Raw genomic sequence first — 23,292 nt, 5'->3', positions numbered from 1 at the left:
TATGTAGATTTTCGGGTCAATGAGCATGATCCGCCCTGATACTCATGCATAAGCTCAAGTAAGCTAGGCGGCAAACCGGATAAAGGAGTGGACTGTGAAAGCGTGGATCTTGATGTTACTGGCCCTGACGTTGCCGACTATGGCGCTGGCTGAAGAAGCGGCCAAAGAAGGTGAGGCGCCCAAGGTTGCCTATGTATCTCTGACGCCACCGTTCGTGGGTAATTACGCACTGGATGGCGGACCAAAGCTGCGCGTTTTCAAAGCCGATGTCGCCTTGCGTGTGACTGGCACGGAAGCACAGGCCGCAGTAAAACGTAACGATCCGCTGATTCGTAACCAGCTAGTTGCGCTGTTCACCCAGCAAACCGTCGACACCATGAGTAGCGCCGAGGCCAAAGAAAAGTTGCGCCAGGAAGCACTCAAGCAGGTTCAGCAAGTGATGAATGACGAAGAAGGCAAGCCCATCGTTGAAGACTTGCTGTTCAACAACTTCATCGTTCAGTAAACGTTAACGCAGTGCCAGGATCGCCGCCCATTGTTCGGCGGTCACTGGCATTACGGACAAACGAGTGCCCTTCTGTACCAGTGGTAATTGCTCCAACGCGCTTTGCTGCTTCAGATAGCTCAGGCTTAGTACTTTCGGGAAAGCGTCGACAAAGCCTACGTCGACGGCGCTCCATTGATTTTTGTCTGCATTGGCTTTGGCATCGAAGTAATGACTTTGCGGATCCAGCGCCGTCGGGTCCGGGTAAGCCGCCTGCGTGATACGCGCGATACCGGCAATGCCTGGTTCTGGGCAACTGGAGTGATAGAAGAAGAATTCATCGCCTACGGCCATGGCGCGAAGAAAGTTACGCGCCTGATAATTGCGAACGCCATCCCAGCGGGCGTCGCCAAGCCTTCTAAGGTCAGTGATAGAGAGCTCATCGGGCTCTGATTTCATCAGCCAGTAGGCCATATTTGTTGCTCCTGAAATGTGTCGCGGACAAGTTGTCAGACAGTTTCATGACAAACCGACAGTCGGCTGACGTCAACGTTTGCGTGTGCGCACGTGTTGTCGCAGAATGCCGGGATTTTAAGCTCCACGCTGCTGCACGGCCTATACAAAAACCGATGCTGACATCGTATTGATTTGCCTAAGGAGGGCAGTCAATGAAACGCAAGCCGGATTTACTTTGGATTTTGGTTATTTTGTTCGGCTTGGGTGTCGTCACGACGGGTTACGCGCAAAGCTTGTGGTCCAGCAAAACTGATGCCCCTGTTGAAATCACCCAACAGCAGCAGAAGTATCCTTCGCGGCATTGAGCTGCACACCTGTAGGAGTGAGCTTGCTCGCGATAGCGTCAACGCAGGCGATATATTCATCGGCTAGCAGACCGAATCGCGAGCAAGCTCACTCCTACAGGGCCGTAAACGCCGCGTTTTACGCCAAGTACCACCGGCGATCCGACACTGTGCCGTCCAGCGGCACGTCCCAACTGGCCTGCGCCAGACGCTCGACCTTCTGACACTCATGAGCAAGCCCGAGCAGCGCTGGTTTAAGCCACGTTTTTCTGCGCGAGCGATAGGCCAGGCTACGGTCATAGAAACCTCCGCCCATCCCCAGTCTTCCACCCTCGTCGTCAAAACCTACCAGCGGCATCAGGATCAGATCCAGCGCCCAGATTTTACGCTGTCGGGCCAGGTTGATACGCGGCTCGGGAATGCGGAAGCGGTTGGGTTTGAATTTTTCTCCAGGCTTTACCCGCTGAAAGACCATTTTGGTCCGGGGCCAGGCACTGAGTACTGGAAGATAGGTCGCTTTACCGCGCTTTTGAGCGGCGCGCAGTAATAGACGCGGATCAATCTCACCGTCCATAGGGAGATAAAGCGAGATATGCCGCGCGCGACGAAACAGAGGGTGCTGAACCAACTGACGATAGATGCCGCGTGCCGCTTCACGCTGCTGGCTGGCACTCAGTGCGCGACGCGCCATGCGTAACTTGCGGCGCAATTGCTGGCGTGTGAGCGGAGCGTCACTGGTCATGAGCGGCGGGACATGCAGACTGATCCATCACGGTTGAGCCAGAACCGAGGACGCCAGAGCGACGACCTCGCGGATACCGTTGTCGGGCAAAACCGGCAACGATCAGAATTGAGACTCCCCGACGAACCGCTGTCGGTGTAGCCCTTGAACCCGAAAGTTCAAGGTGGAGATTGCAGGAGGTTTTAAGGCTTTCCGTCGAGCGGACATGCACACCAACCCCAACGTGCAACCCCCGTGGTTGTGCGTATCGGCTCAGGGACATGACCGACTGGCAAGCACTCCAGGGAGCGGGCGCAAGTATACCGAAACTAGTCGGAAAATTCAGCCCCGAGGCGCATCCGGAGGCAAATCGGAGTCTGTGGCGAGCACCAGATCAACGCGATCGAGCAGGTCGCGGACCTGTTCGCGGGTCGAGCCACTGGCCTGCAGGTCTGGCAGATCCTGCTTATGCAGCAAATCATGAGTGATGTTCAACGCCGCCATCACCGCGATCCGGTCAGCACCGATTACTTTGCCGCTGCTGCGGATTTCACGCATCTTGCCATCAAGGTAACGCGCGGCGCTGACCAGATTGGTGCGCTCCTCCTGAGGGCAGATGATCGAATATTCTTTGTCGAGGATCTGTACGGTGACGCTGTTGCCATTGCTCATGAGTCTTGCTCCAGGGCCTTGAGGCGCGAAATCATTGTCTCGACCTTTTGCCGGGCGATTTCGTTTTTTTCAATCAAATGCGCGCGTTCCTCGCGCCACGACTTTTCCTGAGCTAATAGGAGTCCGTTTTGGCGTTTTAGTTGCTCGACACGAGTGATCAGTAATTCCAGTCGGGCCATCAGCGCTTGCAGGTCGGTGTCTTCCATTGTTTCCCACTGAATACTTTCTGATGAGTGGCACAGGAGCTGGCTTTACGCCACGGCCTCTGAAGCGCCGCCTAAGGCCGCGTAGATGATCTTGTGGCCCGGATAGTCTAGGATACAGACCTTCATTCTAGACACTGAGCCGATTGGCGACTAGCTACCCATGCCTATTCAGAATTCCCCGTACAAAGCCTTCGCCACCCTGCTCAGCAGCAGCGGCCACCCTGTGTCTCCCGCCGAGCTGCATGGCCTGTTACTCGGTCGCAGTTGCGCCGGTTCCGGCTTCGACGCCGGGGACTGGTTGAACGATGCGGCCGAGCTGCTCGAGTCCGCGCCCGAAGACAATGTCCGTCAGGCGTTGATCGGTTTGCAAGAGATGGTCAAAGGCGAGCTGACCAGCGACGACATGACTGTTGTTTTGCTGCTCCCGAGTGACGACGAACCGCTGGGCGAACGTGCCATTGCGCTTGGTCAATGGTGCCAGGGCTTCCTGACCGGCTTCGGTCTGACGGCCGGAGACACTGCGTTGAGCGCCGAGGCCATGGAAGTGTTGCAGGATCTCGCTGCCATCGCTCAGGTACAGGATGCGCTGGAAGAATCCGACGACGGCGAAAGCGACTACATGGAAGTCATGGAATACCTGCGCGTCGCGCCGTTGCTGCTGTTCACCGAGTTCAACAAAGCCGTTGCTGCCGAGCCAAAGCCTTCCTTGCATTGATCCTTCATCGCCGCTTTTGCGGTCATCGTCCATGATCTTCGACGATGACCGCAGCGCTCAAAGGGAACCCGCCTGCCTATGATCCATATCCCGAAGTCGGAATACGCTCGACGACGCAAGGCCTTGATGGCGCAGATGGAACCCAACAGCATCGCCATCCTGCCCGCTGCTGCCGTGGCGATCCGCAATCGCGATGTCGAGCATGTTTATCGTCAGGACAGCGACTTTCAGTATCTGAGCGGCTTCCCCGAACCCGAAGCAGTGGTGGTGTTGATCCCCGGCCGTGAATACGGCGAGTACGTGCTGTTCTGCCGTGAGCGTAACCCTCAGCGTGAACTCTGGGATGGGCTGCGCGCTGGCCAGGAAGGCGCTATTCGTGACTTCGGTGCCGACGACGCCTTCCCGATCAATGACATCGACGAAATCCTGCCTGGCCTGATTGAAGGCCGTGACCGGGTGTACTCGGCAATGGGCAGTAACGCAGAGTTTGATCGGCACCTGATGGAATGGATCAATGTCATCCGCTCCAAAGCTCATTTGGGCGCGCAGCCGCCGAACGAATTCGTTGCTCTGGATCACTTGCTCCACGACATGCGCCTGTATAAATCGGCGGCAGAAATAAAGGTGATGCGCGAGGCTGCGCAGATTTCCGCCCGTGCGCACGTGCGGGCCATGCAGGCGTGCCGCCCGGGGTTGTATGAGTTCAGTATCGAGGCAGAGCTCGATTATGAGTTCCGCAAAGGCGGCGCGAAGATGCCCGCTTATGGCTCCATCGTTGCCTCGGGCCGCAACGCCTGCATCCTGCACTATCAGGAAAACGATGCGCTGCTCAGGGATGGCGACCTAGTGATGATCGACGCGGGCTGTGAGATTGATTGCTACGCCAGTGACATCTCACGAACCTTCCCGGTCAGCGGCAAATTCTCCCCTGAGCAGAAAGCTATCTACGAGCTGGTGCTCAAGGCTCAGGAAGCAGCCTTTGCGGCCATTGGCCCGGACAAGCACTGGAACCAGGCGCACGAGGCAACGGTTCTGGTTATTACCGACGGCCTGGTGGAGCTGGGCTTGCTACAAGGCGATGTGGACGAACTGATCGCCGACGAGGCGTACAAAGCTTTTTACATGCACCGTGCCGGACACTGGTTGGGGATGGATGTGCATGACGTGGGTGACTACAAGGTCGGCGGCGAATGGCGGGTACTGGAAGTCGGCATGACCCTGACGGTCGAACCGGGTATTTATATTGCGCCGGACAATCAACAGGTCGCGAAAAAATGGCGAGGTATCGGTGTGCGAATCGAGGATGACGTCGTGGTGACCAAAAAAGGCTGTGAAATTCTTACCGGTGGCGCGCCCAAATCTGTCGCAGAAATCGAGGCGTTGATGGCCGCCGCCCGCAACCAACCGGAATTCGCAGCATGAGCCGTTTCAATCTGGCAATCGTAGGTGGCGGCCTGGTCGGTGCCAGCCTCGCCATGGCGTTGCAAGCCGGTGCCAAAGAGCGCGGCTGGAAGATCGTGTTGATCGAGCAGTTCGCCCCAGGCGATACCTATCAGCCTAGCTATGACGCTCGCTCTTCGGCGCTGTCGTTCGGCGCTCGGCAAATTTATGAGCGTCTCGGGCTGTGGCAAGCCATCGCCCGCCGCGCCGAGCCGATCCTGCAAATCCAAGTGTCAGATCGCGGTCGGTTCGGCTCTGCGCGCTTATCGGCAATGGAAGAAGGCGTGCCCGCCCTCGGCTACGTGGTAGAAAACGCCTGGCTGGGCCAGTGCCTCTGGCAAGGCCTGGACAAGGACGTGGTCAGCTGGAGGGTTCCGGCTGAAGTCAAACACATGCAGGCGTTGCCCGATGGCTATCGTCTGCTGCTTGACGACGAAACCGAGCTCGAATGCGATCTGGCGGTTCTGGCTGACGGCGGCCGCTCAAGTCTGCGCGAGCAGTTGGGCATAGGCGTTCGTCAGCGCCCCTATAATCAGAGCGCACTGATCGCCAATATCACCCCGAGCGAAGCCCATTGCGGCCAGGCATTCGAGCGCTTCACCGATGAAGGCCCGATGGCCCTGTTGCCGCTGCCGGAAAATCGCTGTGCGCTGGTCTGGACCCGCACGGGGGCCGACACTCAGCGCTTGCTCGAACTGGACGACCGCAGCTTCCTCAACGAACTGCAGACTGTATTCGGCTATCGCCTCGGTACGCTGCAGCAAGTCGGGGCGCGGCATGTCTATCCGCTGAATCTCATCGAAGCCGAAGAACAAGTCCGCTCACATCTGGTCGTACTGGGTAACGCAGCGCACAGCCTGCACCCGATTGCCGGGCAGGGTTTCAACCTGTCGCTACGGGATGCCCATGCGTTGGCGCAGACGTTACTGACCAGCGACACGCTGCCCGGCGACCTGTCGACGTTGCAGCTCTATCGCGAACAACAGCGTCTGGACCAGCAACTCACGGTCGGTTTTTCAGATCAGGTCACCCGCTTGTTCGGCAGCAACCAGCCGCTGATCGCGACAGGGCGTAACCTCGGCTTACTCGGGCTTGATTTGTTGCCCCCGGCCAAGCGCTGGTTTGCGCGGCAGGCAATGGGGCTGGGAACCCGACCCAATGTTTGATCTTCAGTCTCTTAACCACCGGCTCACGCCTACAGCGGGAACGATTTAAAGCATGGAAATCCGCGCAGATCTGCTGATTGTCGGAGCCGGAATGGTCGGCAGCGCCCTGGCGCTTGCACTTCAAGGCAGCGGCTTGAACATTGTCGTGGTCGATGGCGGCCCGCTGAGCGTCAAGCCGTTCGACTCCCAGGCCATGTTCGAACCTCGGGTCAGCGCGTTGTCTTCCGCCAGCCAGCGGATCCTGCAACGCTTGGGCGCGTGGGATGGCATCGCCGGGCGTCGCACCAGCCCCTACGGCGAAATGCAGGTCTGGGATGGCAGCGGCACCGGGCAGATTCATTTCTCGGCTGCCAGCGTACATGCCGACGTACTCGGCCATATCGTTGAAAACCGTGTTGTTCAAGACGCCTTGCTGGACCGTCTGCATGATTGCGATATCGGCCTGCTGGCCAACGCGCGGCTGGAGCAAATGAGACGCTCTGGCGACGATTGGTTGCTGACACTGGCTGACGGTCGCCTACTGCGGGCACCGCTGGTCATTGCCGCTGACGGCGCCAACTCGGCTGTCCGACGCCTGACCGGCACTCAAACCCGTGAGTGGGACTACCAGCATCACGCTATCGTGACGAGCGTACGGACCAGCAACTCGCACCGCAAAACTGCATGGCAACGTTTTACCGATAATGGTCCGCTGGCATTTTTACCGTTGCAGCGTGAAGGCGAGCATTGGTGCTCCATTGTCTGGTCGGTGACTCCAAAAGAAGCTGAGCGACTGACAGCCCTTGATGATGAAACCTTCTGCCGTGAGCTTGGACAGGCCTTCGAGGGACGTCTGGGTTCAGTTGTGGCCGCAGACCCTCGCGTCTGCGTGCCATTGCGCCAGCGCCACGCCAAGCGTTATGTCGCTGAAGGCCTGGCCTTGATCGGCGACGCAGCCCACACCATCCACCCGCTGGCAGGCCAAGGCGTAAACCTGGGTTTCCTCGACGCCGCAGTGCTGGCCGAAGTGTTATTGCATGCCAGCGAGCGCGGCGAACGTCTGGCCGATGTGCGTGTGCTAAGCCGCTTCGAACGGCGGCGCATGCCCCACAACCTGGCGCTGATGGCCGCTATGGAAGGCTTTGAGCGCTTGTTCCAGGCAGATCAACTGCCACTACGCTGGTTGCGCAACACAGGTCTGAAAATGGTTAACCAGGTCCCTGAAGCCAAAGCGACATTCGTGCGACAGGCTCTGGGGTTGAATGGGGACTTGCCGGAGTTGGCGCGGCTGTAGGCCGAATGTCTCGGTAATGTGGGAGCCGGGCTTCCCCGCGATACAAACACCTCGGTGCAGCAGACATATCGCGTCATCGTTCATCGCGGGCAAGCCCGGCTCCCACAAGACTGAGGCAAAACTTCGCAACATTCTGTTACTCGTCTATCCAGACTTGGCAAATGGGATTCACTACCATTTCGCCTCATTTTGCGAACGCGAGACCCTCCCCATGCAGGCAAGCAAGCGTCTTCTGGCTGCTTTGACACTGACAGTGCTTGGCAGCACCGCCCAGGCTGCCGACGAGGTAGTGGTTTACTCCTCCCGGATTGATGAACTGATCAAACCGGTATTTGATGCGTACACCGCCAAGACCGGCGTGAAGGTCAAGTTCATCACCGACAAGGAAGCACCGTTGATGCAGCGCATCAAGGCCGAGGGCGAGAACGCCACAGCCGATCTGCTGCTCACCGTCGATGCGGGCAACCTTTGGCAGGCCGAGCAGATGGGTATTCTGCAGCCGTTCACTTCGCCGGTAATCGACGCCAATATTCCTGCACAGTATCGCTCGTCGACACACAGCTGGACCGGCCTGAGCCTGCGGGCGCGGACCATCGCCTATTCGACTGATCGCGTTAAGCCCGAAGAGCTGAACACCTATGAAGCCCTGGCAGGCAAGGACTGGGAAGGTCGCCTATGCCTGCGCACGGCGAAAAAGGTGTACAACCAGTCGCTGACCGCCACCTTGATTGAAACCCATGGTGCAGAAGCGTCCGAGAAGATCCTCAAGGGCTGGGTAAACAACCTGTCCACCGACGTGTTCTCGGACGACATCGCCGTGCTGGAAGCGATCAACGCCGGGCAGTGCGATGTCGGCATCGTCAACACTTACTACTACGGGCGTCTGCACAAGGATAATCCTGATCTGGCGGTGAAGCTGTTCTGGCCGAATCAGTCGGACCGTGGCGTGCATGTCAACTTGTCCGGTATCGGCCTGACCAAGCATGCCCCCCACCCGGAAGCCGCCAAGGCGATGGTCGAGTGGATGACCGGCCCTGAAGCACAGGCGATCTTCGCGGGCACCAATCAGGAGTTCCCGGCCAACCCGAAAGTCGCCCCCTCCGAAGAAGTCGCGAGCTGGGGTCAGTTCAAGGCTGATACCATCCCGGTCGAAATTGCAGGCAAGCGCCAGGCCGAAGCGATCCGCATGATGGATCGGGTGGGTTGGAACTGATTACCTCCTGAAAGCATATTTCTCCTGTGGGAGCAGAGCTTGCTCGCGATAAGGGCACTGCGGTATCAGATAGACAGCGTCGCTGATATCGCGAGCAAGCTCTGCTCCCACATGAGTCTCTGAAAGCCTGATTTCTCCATAGAGAGCCCTCTTGGCCCATCCCGCTCAACGCCGCTGGTACCCGCTGGTCTTCGCCATCGCTGCATTGGTGCTGCTGCCGCTCAGCGTTCTGCTGCTGTCCTGGCAAACCATCGACATGCAGATCTGGTCACACTTGTGGGAAACCCAGATGCCCCGCCTGCTGGGCAACACCCTGACCCTGATTCTGGGTGTGGGCGTTGGCGTCACACTGCTGGGCGTCAGCCTGGCGTGGCTCACCAGCCTGTGTGAATTCCCCGGTCGACGCTGGCTGGATTGGGCGTTGATGCTGCCGTTTGCGATTCCCGCTTATGTACTGGCGTTTGTATTTGTCGGCCTGCTGGATTTTGCAGGTCCCGTACAGACACTGCTGCGCGAGTGGTTCGGCACCGGGTTGCGACTGCCAAGGGTACGCTCCACCGGCGGCGTGATCATCGTGCTGGTGCTGGTGTTTTACCCCTACGTGTATCTGCTCGCACGTACCGCTTTTCTTGCCCAGGGCAAAGGTTTGATGGAGGCTGCGAGAGTGCTCGGCCAAACGCCGTGGCAAGCTTTCTGGCGCGTTGCATTGCCCATGGCACGTCCAGCCATTGGTGCAGGTGTGGCATTGGCACTGATGGAAACCCTTGCCGATTTCGGCGCGGTTTCGGTGTTCAACTTCGATACCTTCACCACTGCCATTTATAAAACCTGGTACGGCTTCTTCAGCCTCTCCAGCGCTGCGCAACTGGCCAGCCTGTTGCTGCTGGCGGTGATGATCGTGCTCTACGGCGAGCGCCGAGCCAGAGGCGCGAGCAGGGCGACCAACGAAAGGCCTCGGGTCAAGGCGCTTTACCACCTTCGTGGATTCAAAGCGGCGGCTGCCAGTTGCTGGTGTGGACTGGTGTTCCTCTGCGCCTTTGCGGTCCCGCTGCTGCAACTCATCGTCTGGGTCTGGCAACGCGGGCGCTTCGATCTGGATGAGCGTTATACCGGGCTGATCCTGCACACCTTGTATCTGGGCAGCATCGCCGCGCTGATTACCGTGAGCGTGGCACTGGTGTTGGCGTTCGCCCGACGTCTGGCCCCGACTCCGGCGATCAACTCCGGAGTTGGCCTGGCTAATCTGGGCTATGCACTGCCAGGTTCGGTGCTGGCTGTGTCGATCATGCTGGCGTTCAGTTATCTGGATCGCGTGCTGGTGATTCCAGTGTCCAATTGGCTCGGGGGTGCGGGCAAACCGTTGCTGCTGGGAAGCCTCGCCGCGTTGCTGCTGGCCTACCTGGTGCGTTTCATTGCCGTGGCCTATGGACCGCTCGAGAACAGCCTGTCACGCATCCGCCCTTCTCTACCGGAAGCAGCACGTAGTTTGGGTGTCAGTGGGCCCCGATTGTTTTTCAAGGTGTATCTACCGCTGCTGGTCCCTGGCGCACTCAGCGCAGCATTGCTGGTCTTCGTCGATGTGCTCAAGGAAATGCCCGCCACCCTGCTGATGCGCCCGTTCGGCTGGGACACGCTGGCGGTACGCATCTTCGAGATGACCAGCGAAGGCGAATGGGCCCGCGCCGCCCTGCCTGCACTGACGCTGGTTCTGGTTGGTCTGCTGCCGGTCATCGGTTTGATCCGACGCTCTGCTCGTCAATTTCGTTAGGTGCGGGTCTACAACCTTGCGGCTACAATGCGCCGCAATCGGTGCGGTCTGTCAGACTGTTCGACATGTTGCTATCTGTTCTACACCCCAATTCACGGGGGCATGTGAGCATTTTGCCTGTCCGCACCTTCGCCACGCCCGGAAGGAGAAACCCATGGGACAGCGCACGCCGCTTTTTGACCTGCACCTCGCGCTCGGCGCGAAAATGGTCGATTTTGGTGGTTGGGACATGCCGTTGCATTATGGATCGCAGGTCGAAGAGCACCATCAGGTGCGCCGCGACTGCGGTGTGTTCGACGTCTCACACATGCATGTGATTGATGTGACCGGCAGCCAGGCAAAAACCTGGTTGCAGTACTTGCTCGCCAATGACGTCGACCGGCTGAAAAATGTCGGGCAGGCGTTGTATAGCGCAATGCTCGATAACGATGGCGGGATCATCGACGACATGATCGTCTACCTCACCGACAGCGGTTACCGACTGGTGGTCAACGCCGCCACGGGTGAGAAAGACCTGGCCTGGATGTTCGTGCATCTGAATGACTTCGATGTTCAGTTGAACAAGCGTAATGACCTGTCGATGCTGGCCATCCAAGGCCCCAACGCCCGAAACAAGATCGCCGAACTGGTCAGCGCCTCCCGCGCCGAACTTATCCGTCAGCTCAAGCCGTTCGAAGGTCGCGACGATGGCGACTGGTTCATAGCCCGCACCGGGTACACCGGCGAAGACGGGCTGGAAATCATTCTGCCGTCGCAGCAAGCACCCGGTTTCTTCAATGATCTGGTGGGCGCTGGTATCTCTCCGATTGGTCTGGGTGCCAGAGACACCTTGCGCCTTGAAGCAGGGATGAACCTTTATGGTCAGGACATCGACGAGCAGGTCACGCCCCTGGTAGCCAATATGGCCTGGACCCTCGCCTGGGAACCGACTTCGCGCAAATTCATCGGACGAGCAGCTCTGGAAGCCGAGCGCGCACGGGGTATAGCCTCAAAACTGGTTGGCCTGGTACTCGAAGAGCGCGGCGTTTTGCGTGCTCACCAAGTGGTCCGTATCGCAGAAATTGGCGAAGGAGAGATCACCAGTGGTAGTTTCTCTCCTACGCTAAGCAAGTCGATTGCCTTGGCACGTGTGCCCATGGCCACTGCTGACCGTGCCGAAGTCGAAATTCGTGGCAAATGGTACCCGGTTCGCGTGGTGAAGCCCGCGTTTGTACGTCATGGCAAAGCCCTGATCTGAATTTTCCTGGCGGGTTTACCGCTGACCCGATTTTGAGGATGACTAAATGAGCAATATCCCCGCCGAACTGCGTTTTGCTGAAAGCCACGAGTGGGCGAAGAAAGAAGGTGACCTGATCGTTGTCGGCATTTCCGATCACGCTCAGGAAGCGCTGGGTGACGTGGTATTCGTCGAGCTGCCAGAAATCGGCAAAGTCTTCGCTGCTGGCGACGCTGCAGGGGTCGTTGAATCGGTGAAGGCCGCTTCCGATATCTATTCGCCGATTGCCGGTGAAGTCGTCGAAGTCAACGAAGCGCTGGCCGATGCGCCGGAATCGTTGAATAACGACTCTTACGGTGCGTGGATTTTCAAGATCAAGCCAAGTGCAGCGGATGCCGACCTGGCAAAACTGCTGGATGCTGCAGGCTACAAAGCCGCTATCGGCGAATAAGCCGAACAGCCCACCATAAAAAATGCCGCTCATTGAGCGGCATTTTTTTTGCCAGCAAATTACTGGTTTTCAGCGACCAGGTTCTTGGCCAGGATGGCGTTGGCCAGATCCATGTCCGAAGCATTGAGGCCTGGGTTTTCACTGCGAACCTGCTGGATGGCAGCTTCCAGGAAAGGACCACGGATGCCGCCGTCGCTGGCAACGAAGCTGCCTGCGTCGTCTTGAGCGGCCACGATCAGCTTGTGATCCTTGAAAGTCAGGTAGGTGGAGCCGGTAGTGGCACCAGAGGAAATAACATCACGCCAGAACCCAGCGTCAGCCATTGCTGAACCGACCGGGAGAGAGAGCAGAGCAAACGTGGCGACAGCGAGCTTGAGACGCATGGTGAAGTACTCCAACAGTGATTGTTCTGAAACTGTTGGATATCTGGAGTGATGCGGTAGTTCCATGTGGGAGCCGAGCTTGCTCGCGATAGGGACGACACCTATCTCAGATGCATTGCGTCCAGCCTTATCGCGAGCAAGCCCGGCTCCCACAGGTGCTGCACCTGCCCCCACCTAAAGCGCCTCAACCCGCAATATCGCCCCATCCTGGCCAATCACCCGCACCTGCGTGCCCACTGGTGTGTCTGGCCCACTGGCCAGCCATACGCCATCGCCGACCTTGATCTTGCCGCGACCGTCGACGATCGCGTCCTGAACGACAAAAACTCGACCGATCAACTCCTGGCCACGCATATTCAAACCGGGTTGATCGGAAGGCCGGTTCACCGTTCGCTGGCGGCGCCACCAATAGACGGCGGTCAGCACCGAGGTCACTGCAAAGAGCAAGAACTGCAGGGTCCAGAGCATGCCGGGAATGATGAACGTCAGCACCCCGACCGCTGCGGCCGCTACGCCCATCCACAACAGATAGCCGCCCGCGCCGAACACTTCAAGAATCAACAGCACGGTGCCTAACCCCAACCAATCCCAGAACGACAGGTTTTGCAGGTATTCCATAGCGCCCGCCTCAGACCTTCTTGCTGTCAAAAGTGGCCTTGACGATTTCGCCGATGCCACCGACGGCGCCAATGACCTGACTGGCCTCCAGAGGCATCAGGATGACTTTGCTGTTATTGGCTGAAGCCAGTTTGCCCAGCGCATCAATGTACTTCTGCGCGACGAAATAATTGACCGCTTGAACGTTGCCGCTGGCGATCGCTTCGGACACCACCTGAGTGGCCCGCGCTTCGGCCTCGGCTTGACGCTCACGCGCTTCAGACTCCAGAAACGCCGCCTGCCGGCCGCCTTCAGCCTCAAGAATCTGCGCCTGCTTCTTGCCTTCAGCCGTCAGAATCGCCGACGCCCTCAGGCCCTCGGCTTCGAGAATTTGCGCCCGCTTGATCCGCTCGGCTTTCATCTGACCGGACATGGCGGCCATCAGATCGGCTGGTGGGCTGATGTCCTTGATTTCAATCCGGGTGATCTTGATGCCCCACGGCGCCGTGGCTTCATCCACCGTGCGCAGCAGCCGCTCGTTGATGTTGTCACGCTGGCTGAGCATCGCATCCAGCTCCATGGAGCCCAGTACGGTGCGGATGTTGGTTTGCAGCAAGTTGCGAATAGCATGCTCGAGGTTGTTCACCTCGTAGGCCGCCTGCGCGGTATTCACTACCTGAAAGAAGCACACCGCATCGATTTGCACCGTTGCGTTGTCAGCTGTGATCACCTCCTGCGGAGGAATGTCGAGCACGCTTTCCATGACATTGATTTTGCGCCCGATACGGTCCATCACCGGCACGATGATGTTCAGGCCTGGCTTGAGGGTTGTCGTGTAGCGGCCAAAGCGCTCGACCGTCCATTGGTAGCCCTGCGGCACGACCTTGAAGCCCATGAAGACGATGGCGATTGCCAGCGCAACGAAAAGTAAAACCACACTGCCCAGTTGCATAACATTTCCCTGTTGGTTACGAACGGTTATCAGGGAGCTATTTAGTCAGACTTCGGCCACAAAAAGCCAATGATTCGATGGAATATTGGTTCTGGATGTGAGCGATTTTCCGTGTGACATAAATCCTGTGGGACCGAATTTATTCGGGAAAGCGGTATTTCAGGCGGTACATAAACTGCGAATGTACCGGCCGCTTCGCGAATGAATTCGCTCCCACGGGGATTGGGTTTGCAGGTCTAAATCTCACACGGTGAACCGCGCTCCAGGCGACCTCAGCGCTGCTCGCTCTGCGGCGTCACGCGCAGTACTTCTTCAAGCGTAGTCAGCCCTGCGGAGACTTTCTGCGCGCCGGACAGACGCAAGCTGCGCATGCCCTCCTTGAACGCCTGGCGGCGCATTGCCGTGAGGTCAAGATCAGCACTGATCAAGCCTTGAACGCCATCGGACATCAACATGATTTCATACACCCCGGCACGGCCACGGTAACCGGTATCACGGCATTCCACACAACCTACTGCCCGGTGCGCTCCCGCAGGAACTGGCGCTTGCCACGGACGGGTCAGGCTTTGCCAGTCACCCTCGTCGAGCTGCACGGGGGCTTTGCAGTGCGGACACAAGGTTCGCACCAACCGCTGCGCCATAACACCAAGGATCGTTGCCTTCAGCAAGTAATGCGGCACGCCAAGCTCCAGCATCCGGCTGATCGCACTCGGCGCGTCATTGGTGTGCAGTGTCGAAAGCACCAAGTGGCCGGTGAGCGCCGCCTGGATAGCCATTTCGGCGGTTTCCAGATCACGTATCTCGCCTATCATGATGATATCGGGGTCTTGCCGCATCAACGCGCGTATACCGCTGGCGAAAGTCAGGTCGATGTTGTGCTGAACCTGCATCTGGTTAAAAGCGGGCTCGACCATTTCGATAGGGTCTTCGATGGTGCACAAATTGACTTCAGAGGTCGCGAGCATCTTGAGCGTGGTGTAGAGCGTGGTGGTCTTGCCCGATCCAGTGGGCCCGGTAACCAGAATGATGCCGTTAGGTTGGCGGGTCATGCCCTCCCAGCGGCGCAAGTCATCGTTGGAAAAACCCAGTTGATCAAAGTTTTTCAGCAGTACTTCCGGATCGAAGATCCGCATGACCATCTTTTCCCCAAACGCGGTAGGCAGCGTCGACAAACGTAACTCAACCTCACCGCCATCCGGCGTGGTGGTTTTGACGCGCCCGTCCTGAGGCTTGCGCTTCTCGGCAACGTTCATACGCCCCAGGCTTTTCAAACGGCTGACAATCGCCATCGTCACCTGTGCGGGAAACTGATAGACATTGTGCAGAACACCGTCAATCCGGAAGCGTACCGTGCCTTGCTCGCGACGGGGTTCGATATGTATGTCGCTGGCCCGCTGCTGGAACGCGTACTGGAACAGCCAGTCGACGATGTTGACGATATGCGCGTCGTTCGCGTCAGGCTCCTGGTCGCTGGCTCCCAGCTTGAGCAACTGTTCAAAGTTGCCCATGCCACTGATTTTCTGATCCGTCGCGGCAGCGCCACTGACGGATTTGGCCAGTCGATAAAACTCCACCGCCAGGCGCTGAATATCAGTCGGGTTGGCCACCACACGTCTGATTGGCAGCTTCAGTACATGAGTCAGGTCGGCTTCCCAGGCACGCACATAAGGCTGTGCACTGGCGATGGTTACAGAATCACGATCCACCGCCACCGCCAGAATTTTGTGGCGCTGGGCAAACGCGTAAGACATCAGAGGGGTAACCGACGCCACCTGGATCTTCAGCGGGTCAATGCGCAGGTAAGGCTGCCCGCTTTGCGCGGCAAGCCAGGCAGTCAGTGTTTCCAGATCCAGCTTGCGCCCCGGGCGCTTGAGGTCGTCGAGCTGTTGCGCGGCGATAAATTCCAGTGGGTGCAGTTGCAGGTTCGCGGCCCGGCGTCGCTGGGTCAGCGCCTGCTCGGCACTGTTCTGATCAATGAACTCTTGGGCGACCAGATCGCGCAGCAGATCATTCAGATCCAGCCAACGGTCCTGTGATGATGAGGCGTGAGCTGACATGCGGATTCCTTTGGACAATTCGGTTCAAACGAACCAAGAGTAGCCCCCAGCGTGTCAGTTATTTCGGCATATGCGTACACATGAGTGACGTTTTCTTTCAGCCTGGCTCAACCGACGGCTAGGGAAACCGTTGAGGTTGAGACGTGTGGCTGAGCGACTTGTTCCAGCTCAACTGAACAGACATTGATCAGGCTGCGCATTTTTTCCGCAATGACCTGCGCCCGGTGCCAGGTCAGGTGGGTGACTTCGACATCAATGGCCAGCACGTCGTCCTGCTGTAAAACGTTGACCTGACGAGGAATCAGGTACTGCATCGCAAACAGATTCAACACTCGACACAGCGAATCGGCCTCAGCTTCGATAATAATTTCAAAGCGCGCATAGCAATGGGCATTGTCGGCCGACCAGCTGTCTGGACGGTGTGGCAGAGAGGTGACGGCTTCGAGATTGGGCATGTTGGCCTCTGCGATGTCGAGGTTTGAACGATTGAAGAAATTCTTACATGCAGAAAAAGAAATTTCTGGTCCATGATTGATTGATTTAGTCTCAATAAGACTTGTTAATGCTCGCTATGGACCAATCAGGAAATAATTATGCAACCCGAGCTGGATGCGTACGATCGCAAGATCCTCGCGCTGCTGCAGCAGGACGCTTCGCTGTCCAGCGCGCAAATTGCCGAGCAGGTAGGTTTGTCCCAATCACCCTGCTGGCGCAGGATTCAGCGGCTTAAAGATGAAGGGGTTATTCGCCGCCAGGTTTCCCTGCTCGACCGAAAGAAAATTGGCCTGAACACCCAGATCTTTGCCGAGGTGAAGCTCAATGCTCACGGGCGCTCGAACTTCACGGAATTCACCGAGGCGATTCGCGGCTTTCCCGAAGTACTGGAGTGTTACGTGCTGATGGGCTCAGTCGACTTTCTACTGCGTATCGTGACGCCGGATATCGAGGCTTATGAGCGATTCTTCTTCGAGAAGCTGTCGCTGGTGCCGGGCATACAGGAGGTGAACTCGACCGTGGCGCTGTCGGAGATCAAATCCACCACCAGCTTGCCGGTCTAATGCTCCGCCTGTAGGAGCCGAGCTTGCTCGCGATAAGAACACCACATATCCGAATATGATGGTGCTCTTATCGCGGGCAAGCCCAGCTCCCACAGGTATGAGTCAGGCCTGCCAATTAATTGATCCAGACCATGGATATTGCAGGCCAAGCGCCAGCTTCAAAGCTTCGCGTTGGCGTTAGCCATGGATCGTGGCACGATGGCGCGGTTATCGACCGAGATTTTCTGATCATGCCGCAATCCAAAGCCAAGAATCTTTCCCTGATCGCCGCCATTGACCTTGGCTCGAACAGCTTCCACATGGTGGTGGCCCAAGCCAACTCGGGTGACATCCGCATCCTGGAGCGCCTGGGAGAGAAGGTTCAGCTGGCAGCCGGTATTAACGAAGAGCGGCAACTCAACGAAGAATCCATGCAGCGCGGGCTCGACTGCCTGAAGCGCTTCGCACAGCTCATCAACGGCCTGCCGCTTGGTGCGGTGCGTATCGTGGGCACCAATGCCCTGCGTGAAGCACGCAACCGTAATGAATTCATCGTTCGCGCCGAGGAAATTCTGGGCCACCCGGTGGAAGTGATTTCAGGTCGTGAAGAAGCCCGCCTGATTTACCTCGGTGTGTCGCACACACTGGCTGATACTCCCGGCAAACGACTGGTAGCGGATATCGGCGGTGGCAGTACTGAATTCATTATTGGCCAGCGTTTTGAACCGCTGCTGCGCGAAAGCCTGCAAATGGGCTGCGTCAGCTTTACCCAGCGCTATTTCAAGGATGGCAAGATCACCCCGGCGCGCTATGCACAGGCTTACACTGCCGCGCGCCTGGAGATCATGAGTATCGAACACGCTCTGCATCGCCTGAAGTGGGATGAAGCCATCGGCTCGTCGGGCACTATTCGTGCGATCGGTCTGGCCCTCAAGGCCAACGGCCACGGTTCAGGTGAAGTGAACGCCGATGGCCTGGCCTGGCTCAAGCGCAAGCTGTTCAAACTGGGTGATGTCGACAAGATCGACTTCGACGGCATCAAGCCGGATCGCCGCTCGATCTTCCCGGCAGGCCTGGCCATTCTTGAAGCGATCTTCGACGCGCTGGAGCTGCAGCGTATGGATCACTGTGAAGGTGCGCTGCGCGAGGGTGTGCTATACGACCTGATGGGTCGCCATCATCATGAAGACGTCCGTGAGCGCACTCTGAGCTCGCTGATGGAGCGTTATCACGTAGACCTTGAACAAGCCGCACGCGTGGAACGCAAAGCGCTACACGCGCTTGAGCAGGTCGCTCACGCGTGGGACCTGGAAGACGACAGCTATCGGGAACTGCTCAGTTGGGCCGCCAAGGTTCATGAGGTGGGTCTGGACATCGCTCACTATCACTATCACAAGCATGGCGCTTACCTGATCGAGCACTCCGACCTCTCCGGTTTCTCACGGGAAGATCAGCAGATGCTGGCCCTGCTGGTACGCGGTCATCGTCGCAATATTCCCAAGGATAAGTTCGCTGATTTTGGCGCGGAAGGCGAGAAACTGATTCGTCTGTGCGTGCTGCTGCGCTTTGCGATCCTGTTTCATCACATTCGCGGCACGCAAGAAATGCCGCAGCCGGTTCTCACCGCCAACGGCAACAATCTTGATGTGGTATTCCCCAAAGGTTGGCTGGAAAACAACCAACTGACCCAGGCCGACTTCGCGCTGGAAGCGGAGTGGCTGACCCGGGTCGGTATCGTCCTCAGCGTACGCTGAGGACCGGGTTGCTCAGGCGCTCCAGCAGGGTCGCCTGAACGTTGCGCGCATTCTGATTGCCGGTCGGCGTGCTGCGCACGTAAGTGCCATCTGGCTGCAAGAGCCAGCTGTGGGTGTTGTCGGTCAGGTAAAGCTCCAGCTCTTTCTTCACTCGCAGGATTAACTTTTTACCCTCTACCGGGAAGCAAGTCTCGACGCGCTTGTCGAGGTTTCGCTCCATCCAGTCGGCGCTAGACAGATACATCTGCTCGTCGCCGCCATTGAGGAAGTAGAACACCCGCGTGTGCTCCAGGAAGCGGCCGATGATCGAGCGCACATGAATATTGTGAGACACGCCCGGAATGCCTGGCCGCAGGCAGCACATGCCACGCACCACCAGATCGATACGCACACCGGACTGACTGGCCTTGTACAGCGCCCTGATGATCTTCGGATCGGTCAGCGAGTTGAATTTGGCAATGATGTGCGCCGGCTTACCGTCGACAGCGAACTGTGTTTCCCGGGCAATCATGTCCAGCATGCCCTTCTTCAGCGTGAACGGTGCATGCAGCAGCTTCTTCATGCGCAGGGTTTTACCCATGCCAATCAACTGACTGAACAGCTTGCCAACGTCTTCGCACAAGGCATCATCGGAAGTCAGCAAACTGTAGTCGGTGTACAGGCGAGCGTTCCCGGCGTGGTAGTTACCGGTACCCAAATGCGCGTAACGGACAATCTCGCCCGCCTCGCGACGCAGGATCAGCATCATCTTGGCGTGGGTCTTGAAGCCCACCACCCCGTAGATCACTACCGCGCCCGCGGCCTGTAGACGACTGGCCAGTTGCAGGTTGGACTCTTCGTCAAAACGCGCACGCAACTCGATCACCGCAGTGACCTCTTTGCCGTTACGGGCGGCGTCGACCAGTGCATCAACGATTTCCGAGTTCGCGCCGCTGCGATACAGCGTCTGGCGAACAGCCAGAACGTGCGGGTCTTTGGCGGCCTGGCGCAGCAGATCAACCACTGGCGTGAAGGACTCGTACGGATGCAGCAGCAGAATGTCCTGCTTGCCGATCACGTTGAAAATGTTCTCGCTGTTTTGCAGCAACTTCGGAATGGCTGGGGTGAACGGCTGGTATTGCAGTTCCGGATGGCTGTCCAGCCCGGTAATGCTGAACAGACGTGTCAGGTTGACCGGGCCATTGACCTGATACAGCTCGGACTCTGCCAGATTGAACTGCTTGAGCAGGTAATCCGACAGGTGTTTAGGGCAGGTATCGGCCACTTCCAGACGTACCGCATCACCATAACGGCGGGAGAACAACTCGCCACGCAGTGCGCGGGCCAGGTCTTCCACGTCCTCGGAATCCAGCGCCAGGTCGGCGTTACGGGTCAGGCGGAACTGATAGCAGCCCTTGACCTTCATGCCTTGGAACAAGTCGTCAGCGTGGGCGTGGATCATTGATGACAGGAAGACAAAGTTATCCCCAGGACCACTGATCTCTTCCGGCACCTTGATCACACGTGGCAACAGACGCGGAGCCGGAATAATCGCCAGACCGGAGTCACGACCAAAAGCATCGATGCCTTCAAGTTCGACGATAAAGTTCAGGCTCTTGTTGACCAGCAGCGGGAACGGGTGAGTTGGGTCCAGACCAATGGGCGTGATGATCGGCGCAATTTCGTCACGGAAATAACGACGAACCCAGGCTTTGAGCTTGGCCGTCCAGTGCCGACGACGGATGAAGCGCACCTGATGCTTTTCAAGCTCAGGCAGCAGAATGTCATTGAGGATCGCGTATTGGCGATCAACGTGGCCATGCACCAGCTCACTGATGCGGGCCAGGGCCTGATGCGGTTGCAGACCGTCGGCACCGGCTTGTTCACGGGCGAAGGTGATCTGCTTTTTCAGACCGGCGACACGAATTTCGAAGAACTCATCGAGGTTGCTGGAAAAGATCAGCAGGAACTTGAGCCGCTCCAGCAATGGATAGGACTCATCCAGTGCCTGTTCCAACACGCGAATGTTGAACTTGAGCTGCGACAGCTCCCGGTGAATGTACAGACTGCTGTCGTCCAGATTTGGCACGACAATAGCCGGAACCGGCGGCGTCTCGACGATAGCGGGTATGACCTCGACGCTTGGCTCGACCACAGTAAGAACTTCCTGATCGTTGACTTCAACAGCAGCTTCGGTGAGTCCTTCGGTATTCATGAATGTTCCTGTACGGCTATTGCCCTTTTAACAGTTCTGCAGCGCGGACGGCGAAATAAGTAAGGATGCCGTCAGCCCCTGCGCGTTTGAAAGCGGTGAGCGATTCGAGAATAACGCCTTCACTGAGCCAGCCATTCTGGATGGCCGCCATGTGCATCGCGTACTCGCCGCTGACCTGATAAACAAATGTCGGCACTTTGAACTCATCCTTGACCCGGTGAAGGATGTCCAGATAAGGCATGCCCGGTTTGACCATGACCATGTCCGCGCCTTCAGCCAGATCGGCAGCCACTTCATGCAGCGCTTCGTTGCTGTTGGCCGGGTCCATCTGATAGGACGCCTTGTTCGCCTTGCCCAGATTCAACGCCGACCCGACCGCATCACGGAATGGACCGTAGTAGGCGCTGGCGTACTTGGCCGAGTAGGCCATGATCCGCACGTTGACGTGGCCAGCCAGTTCAAGCGCTTCACGAATAGCCTGGATCCGACCGTCCATCATGTCGGAGGGTGCCACAACCTGAGCACCGGCATCGGCATGGGACAGTGCCTGTTTGACCAGTGCATCGACGGTGATGTCGTTCTGCACATAGCCTTCTTCGTCAAGAATGCCGTCCTGACCATGAGTCGTGAACGGGTCAAGCGCCACATCAGTGATGACGCCCAGCTCCGGGAAGCGGTCACGCAGCGCGCGAGTGGCGCGCTGGGCAATACCGTCCGGGTTCCAGGCTTCGGCACCATCCAGGGTTTTCTTTTCGACCGGAGTCACCGGGAACAGCGCCAGGGCAGGAATGCCCAGCGCCACCCACTTCTGCGCTTCTTCGAGCAGCAGATCGATACTCAAGCGCTCAACGCCAGGCATCGACGCGACTTCTTCACGACGGTTTTCACCGTCGAGTACAAATACGGGGAGGATCAGGTCATCGACAGTCACAACGTTTTCGCGGACCAGACGACGAGAGAAATCATCGCGACGATTGCGGCGCAGGCGGGTAAGAGGAAACAGGCGGTTGGCGGGGGTAAAGCTCACGGCGAGACTCCTGAGCCCGCGTACACGGGCAAGCGTGACAGTTATAAGCGACCATTATGACTAATGTGTGACAGTCATGGGCCACGTGCGACTCGGGGCCGCAGTTGAGGCTTTTGCCATTGTCCTTGTAGGAAAGATTAACGTCGAGACACATTTCCACACTTTCCTGAATGCCTTGGCCGAGTTAGGCTGCGCGTTCATTTCGCCAGCATCCAGACAATGCTCCAGAATTTCTTGCACGAATTTGGCTACTTTGCCCTCTTCATCGGCACCTTCTTTGAAGGCGAGACCATATTGGTCCTCGCTGGATTTCTGGCGTTCCGTGAGTACATGGACATCAAACTGGTCGTGGTCGTGGCTTTCTTCGGAAGCTACGCCGGGGACCAGCTTTGGTATTACATGGGGCGCAAGCACGGTCGCAAAATCCTGGCGCGTAAACCGCGCTGGCAACTCATGGGCGACAAAGCGCTCGCGCACGTACGCAAGCATCCGGATCTCTGGGTCCTGAGCTTTCGCTTCGTCTACGGGCTGCGTACTGTCATGCCTGTGGCCATCGGCCTCTCGGGCTATCCGCCGCTGCGCTACTTGATCCTCAACGGCATTGGCGCAGCTGTCTGGGCCGCGGCGCTGGGTTATGCGGCCTATCACTTCGGCGCAGTGCTCGAAGGCATGCTGGGTAACATCAAGAAGTACGAATTGTGGGTACTCGGCGCACTGCTGGTACTTGGGTTCGCCCTTTGGTTGCGTCGTCGTTTCAAGAACGCGCGCATTGCCAGAGAAGAAGCTGCCGCAGCATCCATGGCAGCGGCCGCCGATGCTGAAGCGGGTGTCGCTAACCCGGTTCCGGCTGAAGTCACCGTTGAAGTGCCTGCTGACAGCAAGAAACACGGCGACCGCTAGGTCCACCACGAGCGCAATGCCCCGGCATTGCGCTCGCCTGTAACGCCCCTCCTTCTATCAAAAGAATACAGCTACCTACTTGCCTGTAGGAGTGAGCTTGCTCGCGATAGCGTCAGCACAGGCTCTATATTCATTGACTGACAAACCGAATCGCGAGCAATGTGGAACGCAACCCCGGTCACTCCTGCAGGTCCAATGTTTGCTGCGCGACAGCGCGGTGCCAAGACGTACGCATAGACTATCCGATTGAATCCCCGCCCCAGACG

Annotated in this window: 24 protein-coding genes and 1 other RNA gene; 13 read left to right on the top strand and 12 right to left on the bottom strand. The window is 57.9% G+C overall.

What is annotated here, in order from left to right; all coding sequences use genetic code 11:
• The first annotated feature begins 94 nt into the window (after positions 1-94).
• Positions 95-505 (top strand): flagellar basal body-associated protein FliL, encoded by a 411-nt coding sequence (locus ACYASS_RS06990; protein ID WP_243243937.1) that lies wholly within the window; start codon positions 95-97, stop codon positions 503-505.
• Positions 506-508: 3 nt separating this feature from the next.
• On the opposite strand, the gene ACYASS_RS06985 is transcribed toward ACYASS_RS06990, so the two are convergent.
• Positions 509-958: an EVE domain-containing protein gene (locus ACYASS_RS06985; RefSeq protein ID WP_463585584.1), complete on the bottom strand. Its 450-nt coding sequence runs from the start codon at positions 956-958 to the stop codon at positions 509-511.
• Positions 959-1,152: 194 nt separating this feature from the next.
• Between ACYASS_RS06985 and ACYASS_RS06980 the strand changes: the two genes are divergently transcribed.
• Entirely contained in the window at positions 1,153-1,305 is a 153-nt protein-coding gene (locus ACYASS_RS06980) for a hypothetical protein (RefSeq protein WP_087271945.1), read from the top strand.
• Positions 1,306-1,423: 118 nt separating this feature from the next.
• Here ACYASS_RS06980 and ACYASS_RS06975 read toward each other — a convergent pair whose 3' ends face one another.
• The 4 genes from ACYASS_RS06975 to ACYASS_RS06960 all read right to left on the bottom strand — a co-directional run bounded on the left by ACYASS_RS06975 (position 1,424) and on the right by ACYASS_RS06960 (position 2,883).
• Complete coding sequence (locus ACYASS_RS06975) at positions 1,424-2,026, bottom strand: 5-formyltetrahydrofolate cyclo-ligase (protein ID WP_463585583.1); 603 nt, start codon at positions 2,024-2,026, stop codon at positions 1,424-1,426.
• A 111-nt stretch (positions 2,027-2,137) separates the two neighbouring features.
• Positions 2,138-2,316: non-coding RNA, 6S RNA (ssrS, locus tag ACYASS_RS06970), on the bottom strand.
• Positions 2,317-2,347: 31 nt separating this feature from the next.
• Positions 2,348-2,677 (bottom strand): cell division protein ZapA, encoded by a 330-nt coding sequence (locus tag ACYASS_RS06965; protein WP_027902405.1) that lies wholly within the window; start codon positions 2,675-2,677, stop codon positions 2,348-2,350.
• Positions 2,674-2,883 carry a TIGR02449 family protein gene (locus tag ACYASS_RS06960; RefSeq protein WP_027902404.1) on the bottom strand — a complete coding sequence of 70 codons (210 nt, stop codon included), beginning with the start codon at positions 2,881-2,883 and terminating at the stop codon, positions 2,674-2,676. Before ACYASS_RS06960 ends, ACYASS_RS06965 begins: the two co-directional genes overlap by 4 nt.
• A 160-nt stretch (positions 2,884-3,043) precedes the next feature.
• Here ACYASS_RS06960 and ACYASS_RS06955 point away from each other — a divergent pair, with 160 nt between their 5' ends.
• The 8 genes from ACYASS_RS06955 to gcvH all read left to right on the top strand — a co-directional run bounded on the left by ACYASS_RS06955 (position 3,044) and on the right by gcvH (position 12,125).
• Positions 3,044-3,598 (top strand): YecA/YgfB family protein, encoded by a 555-nt coding sequence (locus ACYASS_RS06955; RefSeq protein WP_243243933.1) that lies wholly within the window; start codon positions 3,044-3,046, stop codon positions 3,596-3,598.
• A gap of 78 nt (positions 3,599-3,676) precedes the next feature.
• Positions 3,677-5,020: a Xaa-Pro aminopeptidase gene (gene pepP / locus ACYASS_RS06950; protein ID WP_463585582.1), complete on the top strand. Its 1,344-nt coding sequence runs from the start codon at positions 3,677-3,679 to the stop codon at positions 5,018-5,020.
• The gene (ubiH, locus tag ACYASS_RS06945) at positions 5,017-6,204 is read left to right on the top strand and encodes a 2-octaprenyl-6-methoxyphenyl hydroxylase (RefSeq protein ID WP_463585581.1); all 1,188 of its coding nucleotides are present in this window, start codon (positions 5,017-5,019) and stop codon (positions 6,202-6,204) included. Before pepP ends, ubiH begins: the two co-directional genes overlap by 4 nt.
• Positions 6,205-6,262: 58 nt before the next feature.
• Positions 6,263-7,477, top strand: a complete 1,215-nt coding sequence (locus tag ACYASS_RS06940) for a 2-octaprenyl-3-methyl-6-methoxy-1,4-benzoquinol hydroxylase (protein WP_463585671.1) — start codon at positions 6,263-6,265, stop codon at positions 7,475-7,477.
• A 211-nt stretch (positions 7,478-7,688) separates the two neighbouring features.
• Positions 7,689-8,690, top strand: a complete 1,002-nt coding sequence (locus tag ACYASS_RS06935) for an extracellular solute-binding protein (protein WP_463585580.1) — start codon at positions 7,689-7,691, stop codon at positions 8,688-8,690.
• Between the two features lie 151 nt (positions 8,691-8,841).
• Positions 8,842-10,458 (top strand): ABC transporter permease, encoded by a 1,617-nt coding sequence (locus ACYASS_RS06930; RefSeq protein ID WP_463585579.1) that lies wholly within the window; start codon positions 8,842-8,844, stop codon positions 10,456-10,458.
• Between the two features lie 154 nt (positions 10,459-10,612).
• Entirely contained in the window at positions 10,613-11,695 is a 1,083-nt protein-coding gene (gcvT, locus tag ACYASS_RS06925) for a glycine cleavage system aminomethyltransferase GcvT (protein WP_463585578.1), read from the top strand.
• Positions 11,696-11,741: 46 nt separating this feature from the next.
• Complete coding sequence (gene gcvH, locus ACYASS_RS06920; protein ID WP_122667063.1) at positions 11,742-12,125, top strand: glycine cleavage system protein GcvH; 384 nt, start codon at positions 11,742-11,744, stop codon at positions 12,123-12,125.
• A 59-nt stretch (positions 12,126-12,184) separates the two neighbouring features.
• Here the strand turns inward: gcvH and ACYASS_RS06915 are convergent, their stop codons facing one another.
• The 5 genes from ACYASS_RS06915 to ACYASS_RS06895 form a co-directional block, all read right to left on the bottom strand.
• Positions 12,185-12,508, bottom strand: coding sequence for a DUF2388 domain-containing protein (locus ACYASS_RS06915; RefSeq protein WP_027901291.1), 324 nt, complete (start codon positions 12,506-12,508; stop codon positions 12,185-12,187).
• Positions 12,509-12,682: 174 nt separating this feature from the next.
• Positions 12,683-13,126, bottom strand: a complete 444-nt coding sequence (locus ACYASS_RS06910; protein ID WP_463585577.1) for an NfeD family protein — start codon at positions 13,124-13,126, stop codon at positions 12,683-12,685.
• Positions 13,127-13,136: 10 nt separating this feature from the next.
• The gene (locus ACYASS_RS06905; protein WP_122667065.1) at positions 13,137-14,057 is read right to left on the bottom strand and encodes an SPFH domain-containing protein; all 921 of its coding nucleotides are present in this window, start codon (positions 14,055-14,057) and stop codon (positions 13,137-13,139) included.
• A gap of 272 nt (positions 14,058-14,329) precedes the next feature.
• Entirely contained in the window at positions 14,330-16,114 is a 1,785-nt protein-coding gene (tfpB, locus tag ACYASS_RS06900; protein ID WP_463585576.1) for a type IV pilus assembly ATPase TfpB, read from the bottom strand.
• Positions 16,115-16,221: 107 nt separating this feature from the next.
• Positions 16,222-16,569 carry a hypothetical protein gene (locus tag ACYASS_RS06895; protein WP_122667092.1) on the bottom strand — a complete coding sequence of 116 codons (348 nt, stop codon included), beginning with the start codon at positions 16,567-16,569 and terminating at the stop codon, positions 16,222-16,224.
• A gap of 138 nt (positions 16,570-16,707) precedes the next feature.
• On the opposite strand from ACYASS_RS06895, the gene ACYASS_RS06890 reads away from it, so the two are divergent.
• Positions 16,708-17,172 (top strand): Lrp/AsnC family transcriptional regulator, encoded by a 465-nt coding sequence (locus tag ACYASS_RS06890; protein ID WP_463585575.1) that lies wholly within the window; start codon positions 16,708-16,710, stop codon positions 17,170-17,172.
• Between the two features lie 230 nt (positions 17,173-17,402).
• The gene (gene ppx, locus ACYASS_RS06885) at positions 17,403-18,905 is read left to right on the top strand and encodes an exopolyphosphatase (protein ID WP_122667093.1); all 1,503 of its coding nucleotides are present in this window, start codon (positions 17,403-17,405) and stop codon (positions 18,903-18,905) included.
• Here ppx and ppk1 read toward each other — a convergent pair.
• Both ppk1 and hemB read right to left on the bottom strand, forming a co-directional pair.
• Entirely contained in the window at positions 18,892-21,099 is a 2,208-nt protein-coding gene (gene ppk1 / locus ACYASS_RS06880; RefSeq protein WP_463585574.1) for a polyphosphate kinase 1, read from the bottom strand. The genes ppx and ppk1 overlap by 14 nt on opposite strands.
• Before the next feature lie 16 nt (positions 21,100-21,115).
• Positions 21,116-22,126 (bottom strand): porphobilinogen synthase, encoded by a 1,011-nt coding sequence (hemB, locus tag ACYASS_RS06875; RefSeq protein WP_087271991.1) that lies wholly within the window; start codon positions 22,124-22,126, stop codon positions 21,116-21,118.
• Positions 22,127-22,345: 219 nt separating this feature from the next.
• On the opposite strand from hemB, the gene ACYASS_RS06870 reads away from it, so the two are divergent.
• Positions 22,346-23,026: a DedA family protein gene (locus tag ACYASS_RS06870; RefSeq protein WP_243243916.1), complete on the top strand. Its 681-nt coding sequence runs from the start codon at positions 22,346-22,348 to the stop codon at positions 23,024-23,026.
• Positions 23,027-23,292: the final 266 nt, after the last annotated feature.

It is taken from the genome of Pseudomonas sp. HP_14 (genome assembly GCF_055283875.1).
The sequence above is the reverse complement of the archived record's forward strand: the minus strand, read 5'-3'. Positions and strand labels throughout refer to the sequence as shown.

Excerpts from the sequence above, each read along its gene's own strand:
- ACYASS_RS06985 (WP_463585584.1), bottom strand. The coding sequence starts at position 958 with ATGGCCTACTGGCTGATGAAATCAGAGCCCGATGAGCTCTCTATCACT.
- ACYASS_RS06980 (WP_087271945.1), top strand. The coding sequence starts at position 1,153 with ATGAAACGCAAGCCGGATTTACTTTGGATTTTGGTTATTTTGTTCGGC.
- ACYASS_RS06975 (WP_463585583.1), bottom strand. The coding sequence starts at position 2,026 with ATGACCAGTGACGCTCCGCTCACACGCCAGCAATTGCGCCGCAAGTTA.
- ACYASS_RS06965 (WP_027902405.1), bottom strand. The coding sequence starts at position 2,677 with ATGAGCAATGGCAACAGCGTCACCGTACAGATCCTCGACAAAGAATAT.
- ACYASS_RS06960 (WP_027902404.1), bottom strand. The coding sequence starts at position 2,883 with ATGGAAGACACCGACCTGCAAGCGCTGATGGCCCGACTGGAATTACTG.
- ACYASS_RS06955 (WP_243243933.1), top strand. The coding sequence starts at position 3,044 with ATGCCTATTCAGAATTCCCCGTACAAAGCCTTCGCCACCCTGCTCAGC.
- pepP (WP_463585582.1), top strand. The coding sequence starts at position 3,677 with ATGATCCATATCCCGAAGTCGGAATACGCTCGACGACGCAAGGCCTTG.
- ubiH (WP_463585581.1), top strand. The coding sequence starts at position 5,017 with ATGAGCCGTTTCAATCTGGCAATCGTAGGTGGCGGCCTGGTCGGTGCC.
- ACYASS_RS06935 (WP_463585580.1), top strand. The coding sequence starts at position 7,689 with ATGCAGGCAAGCAAGCGTCTTCTGGCTGCTTTGACACTGACAGTGCTT.
- gcvT (WP_463585578.1), top strand. The coding sequence starts at position 10,613 with ATGGGACAGCGCACGCCGCTTTTTGACCTGCACCTCGCGCTCGGCGCG.
- gcvH (WP_122667063.1), top strand. The coding sequence starts at position 11,742 with ATGAGCAATATCCCCGCCGAACTGCGTTTTGCTGAAAGCCACGAGTGG.
- ACYASS_RS06915 (WP_027901291.1), bottom strand. The coding sequence starts at position 12,508 with ATGCGTCTCAAGCTCGCTGTCGCCACGTTTGCTCTGCTCTCTCTCCCG.
- ACYASS_RS06910 (WP_463585577.1), bottom strand. The coding sequence starts at position 13,126 with ATGGAATACCTGCAAAACCTGTCGTTCTGGGATTGGTTGGGGTTAGGC.
- ACYASS_RS06905 (WP_122667065.1), bottom strand. The coding sequence starts at position 14,057 with ATGCAACTGGGCAGTGTGGTTTTACTTTTCGTTGCGCTGGCAATCGCC.
- tfpB (WP_463585576.1), bottom strand. The coding sequence starts at position 16,114 with ATGTCAGCTCACGCCTCATCATCACAGGACCGTTGGCTGGATCTGAAT.
- ACYASS_RS06895 (WP_122667092.1), bottom strand. The coding sequence starts at position 16,569 with ATGCCCAATCTCGAAGCCGTCACCTCTCTGCCACACCGTCCAGACAGC.
- ACYASS_RS06890 (WP_463585575.1), top strand. The coding sequence starts at position 16,708 with ATGCAACCCGAGCTGGATGCGTACGATCGCAAGATCCTCGCGCTGCTG.
- ppx (WP_122667093.1), top strand. The coding sequence starts at position 17,403 with ATGCCGCAATCCAAAGCCAAGAATCTTTCCCTGATCGCCGCCATTGAC.
- ppk1 (WP_463585574.1), bottom strand. The coding sequence starts at position 21,099 with ATGAATACCGAAGGACTCACCGAAGCTGCTGTTGAAGTCAACGATCAG.
- ACYASS_RS06870 (WP_243243916.1), top strand. The coding sequence starts at position 22,346 with ATGCTCCAGAATTTCTTGCACGAATTTGGCTACTTTGCCCTCTTCATC.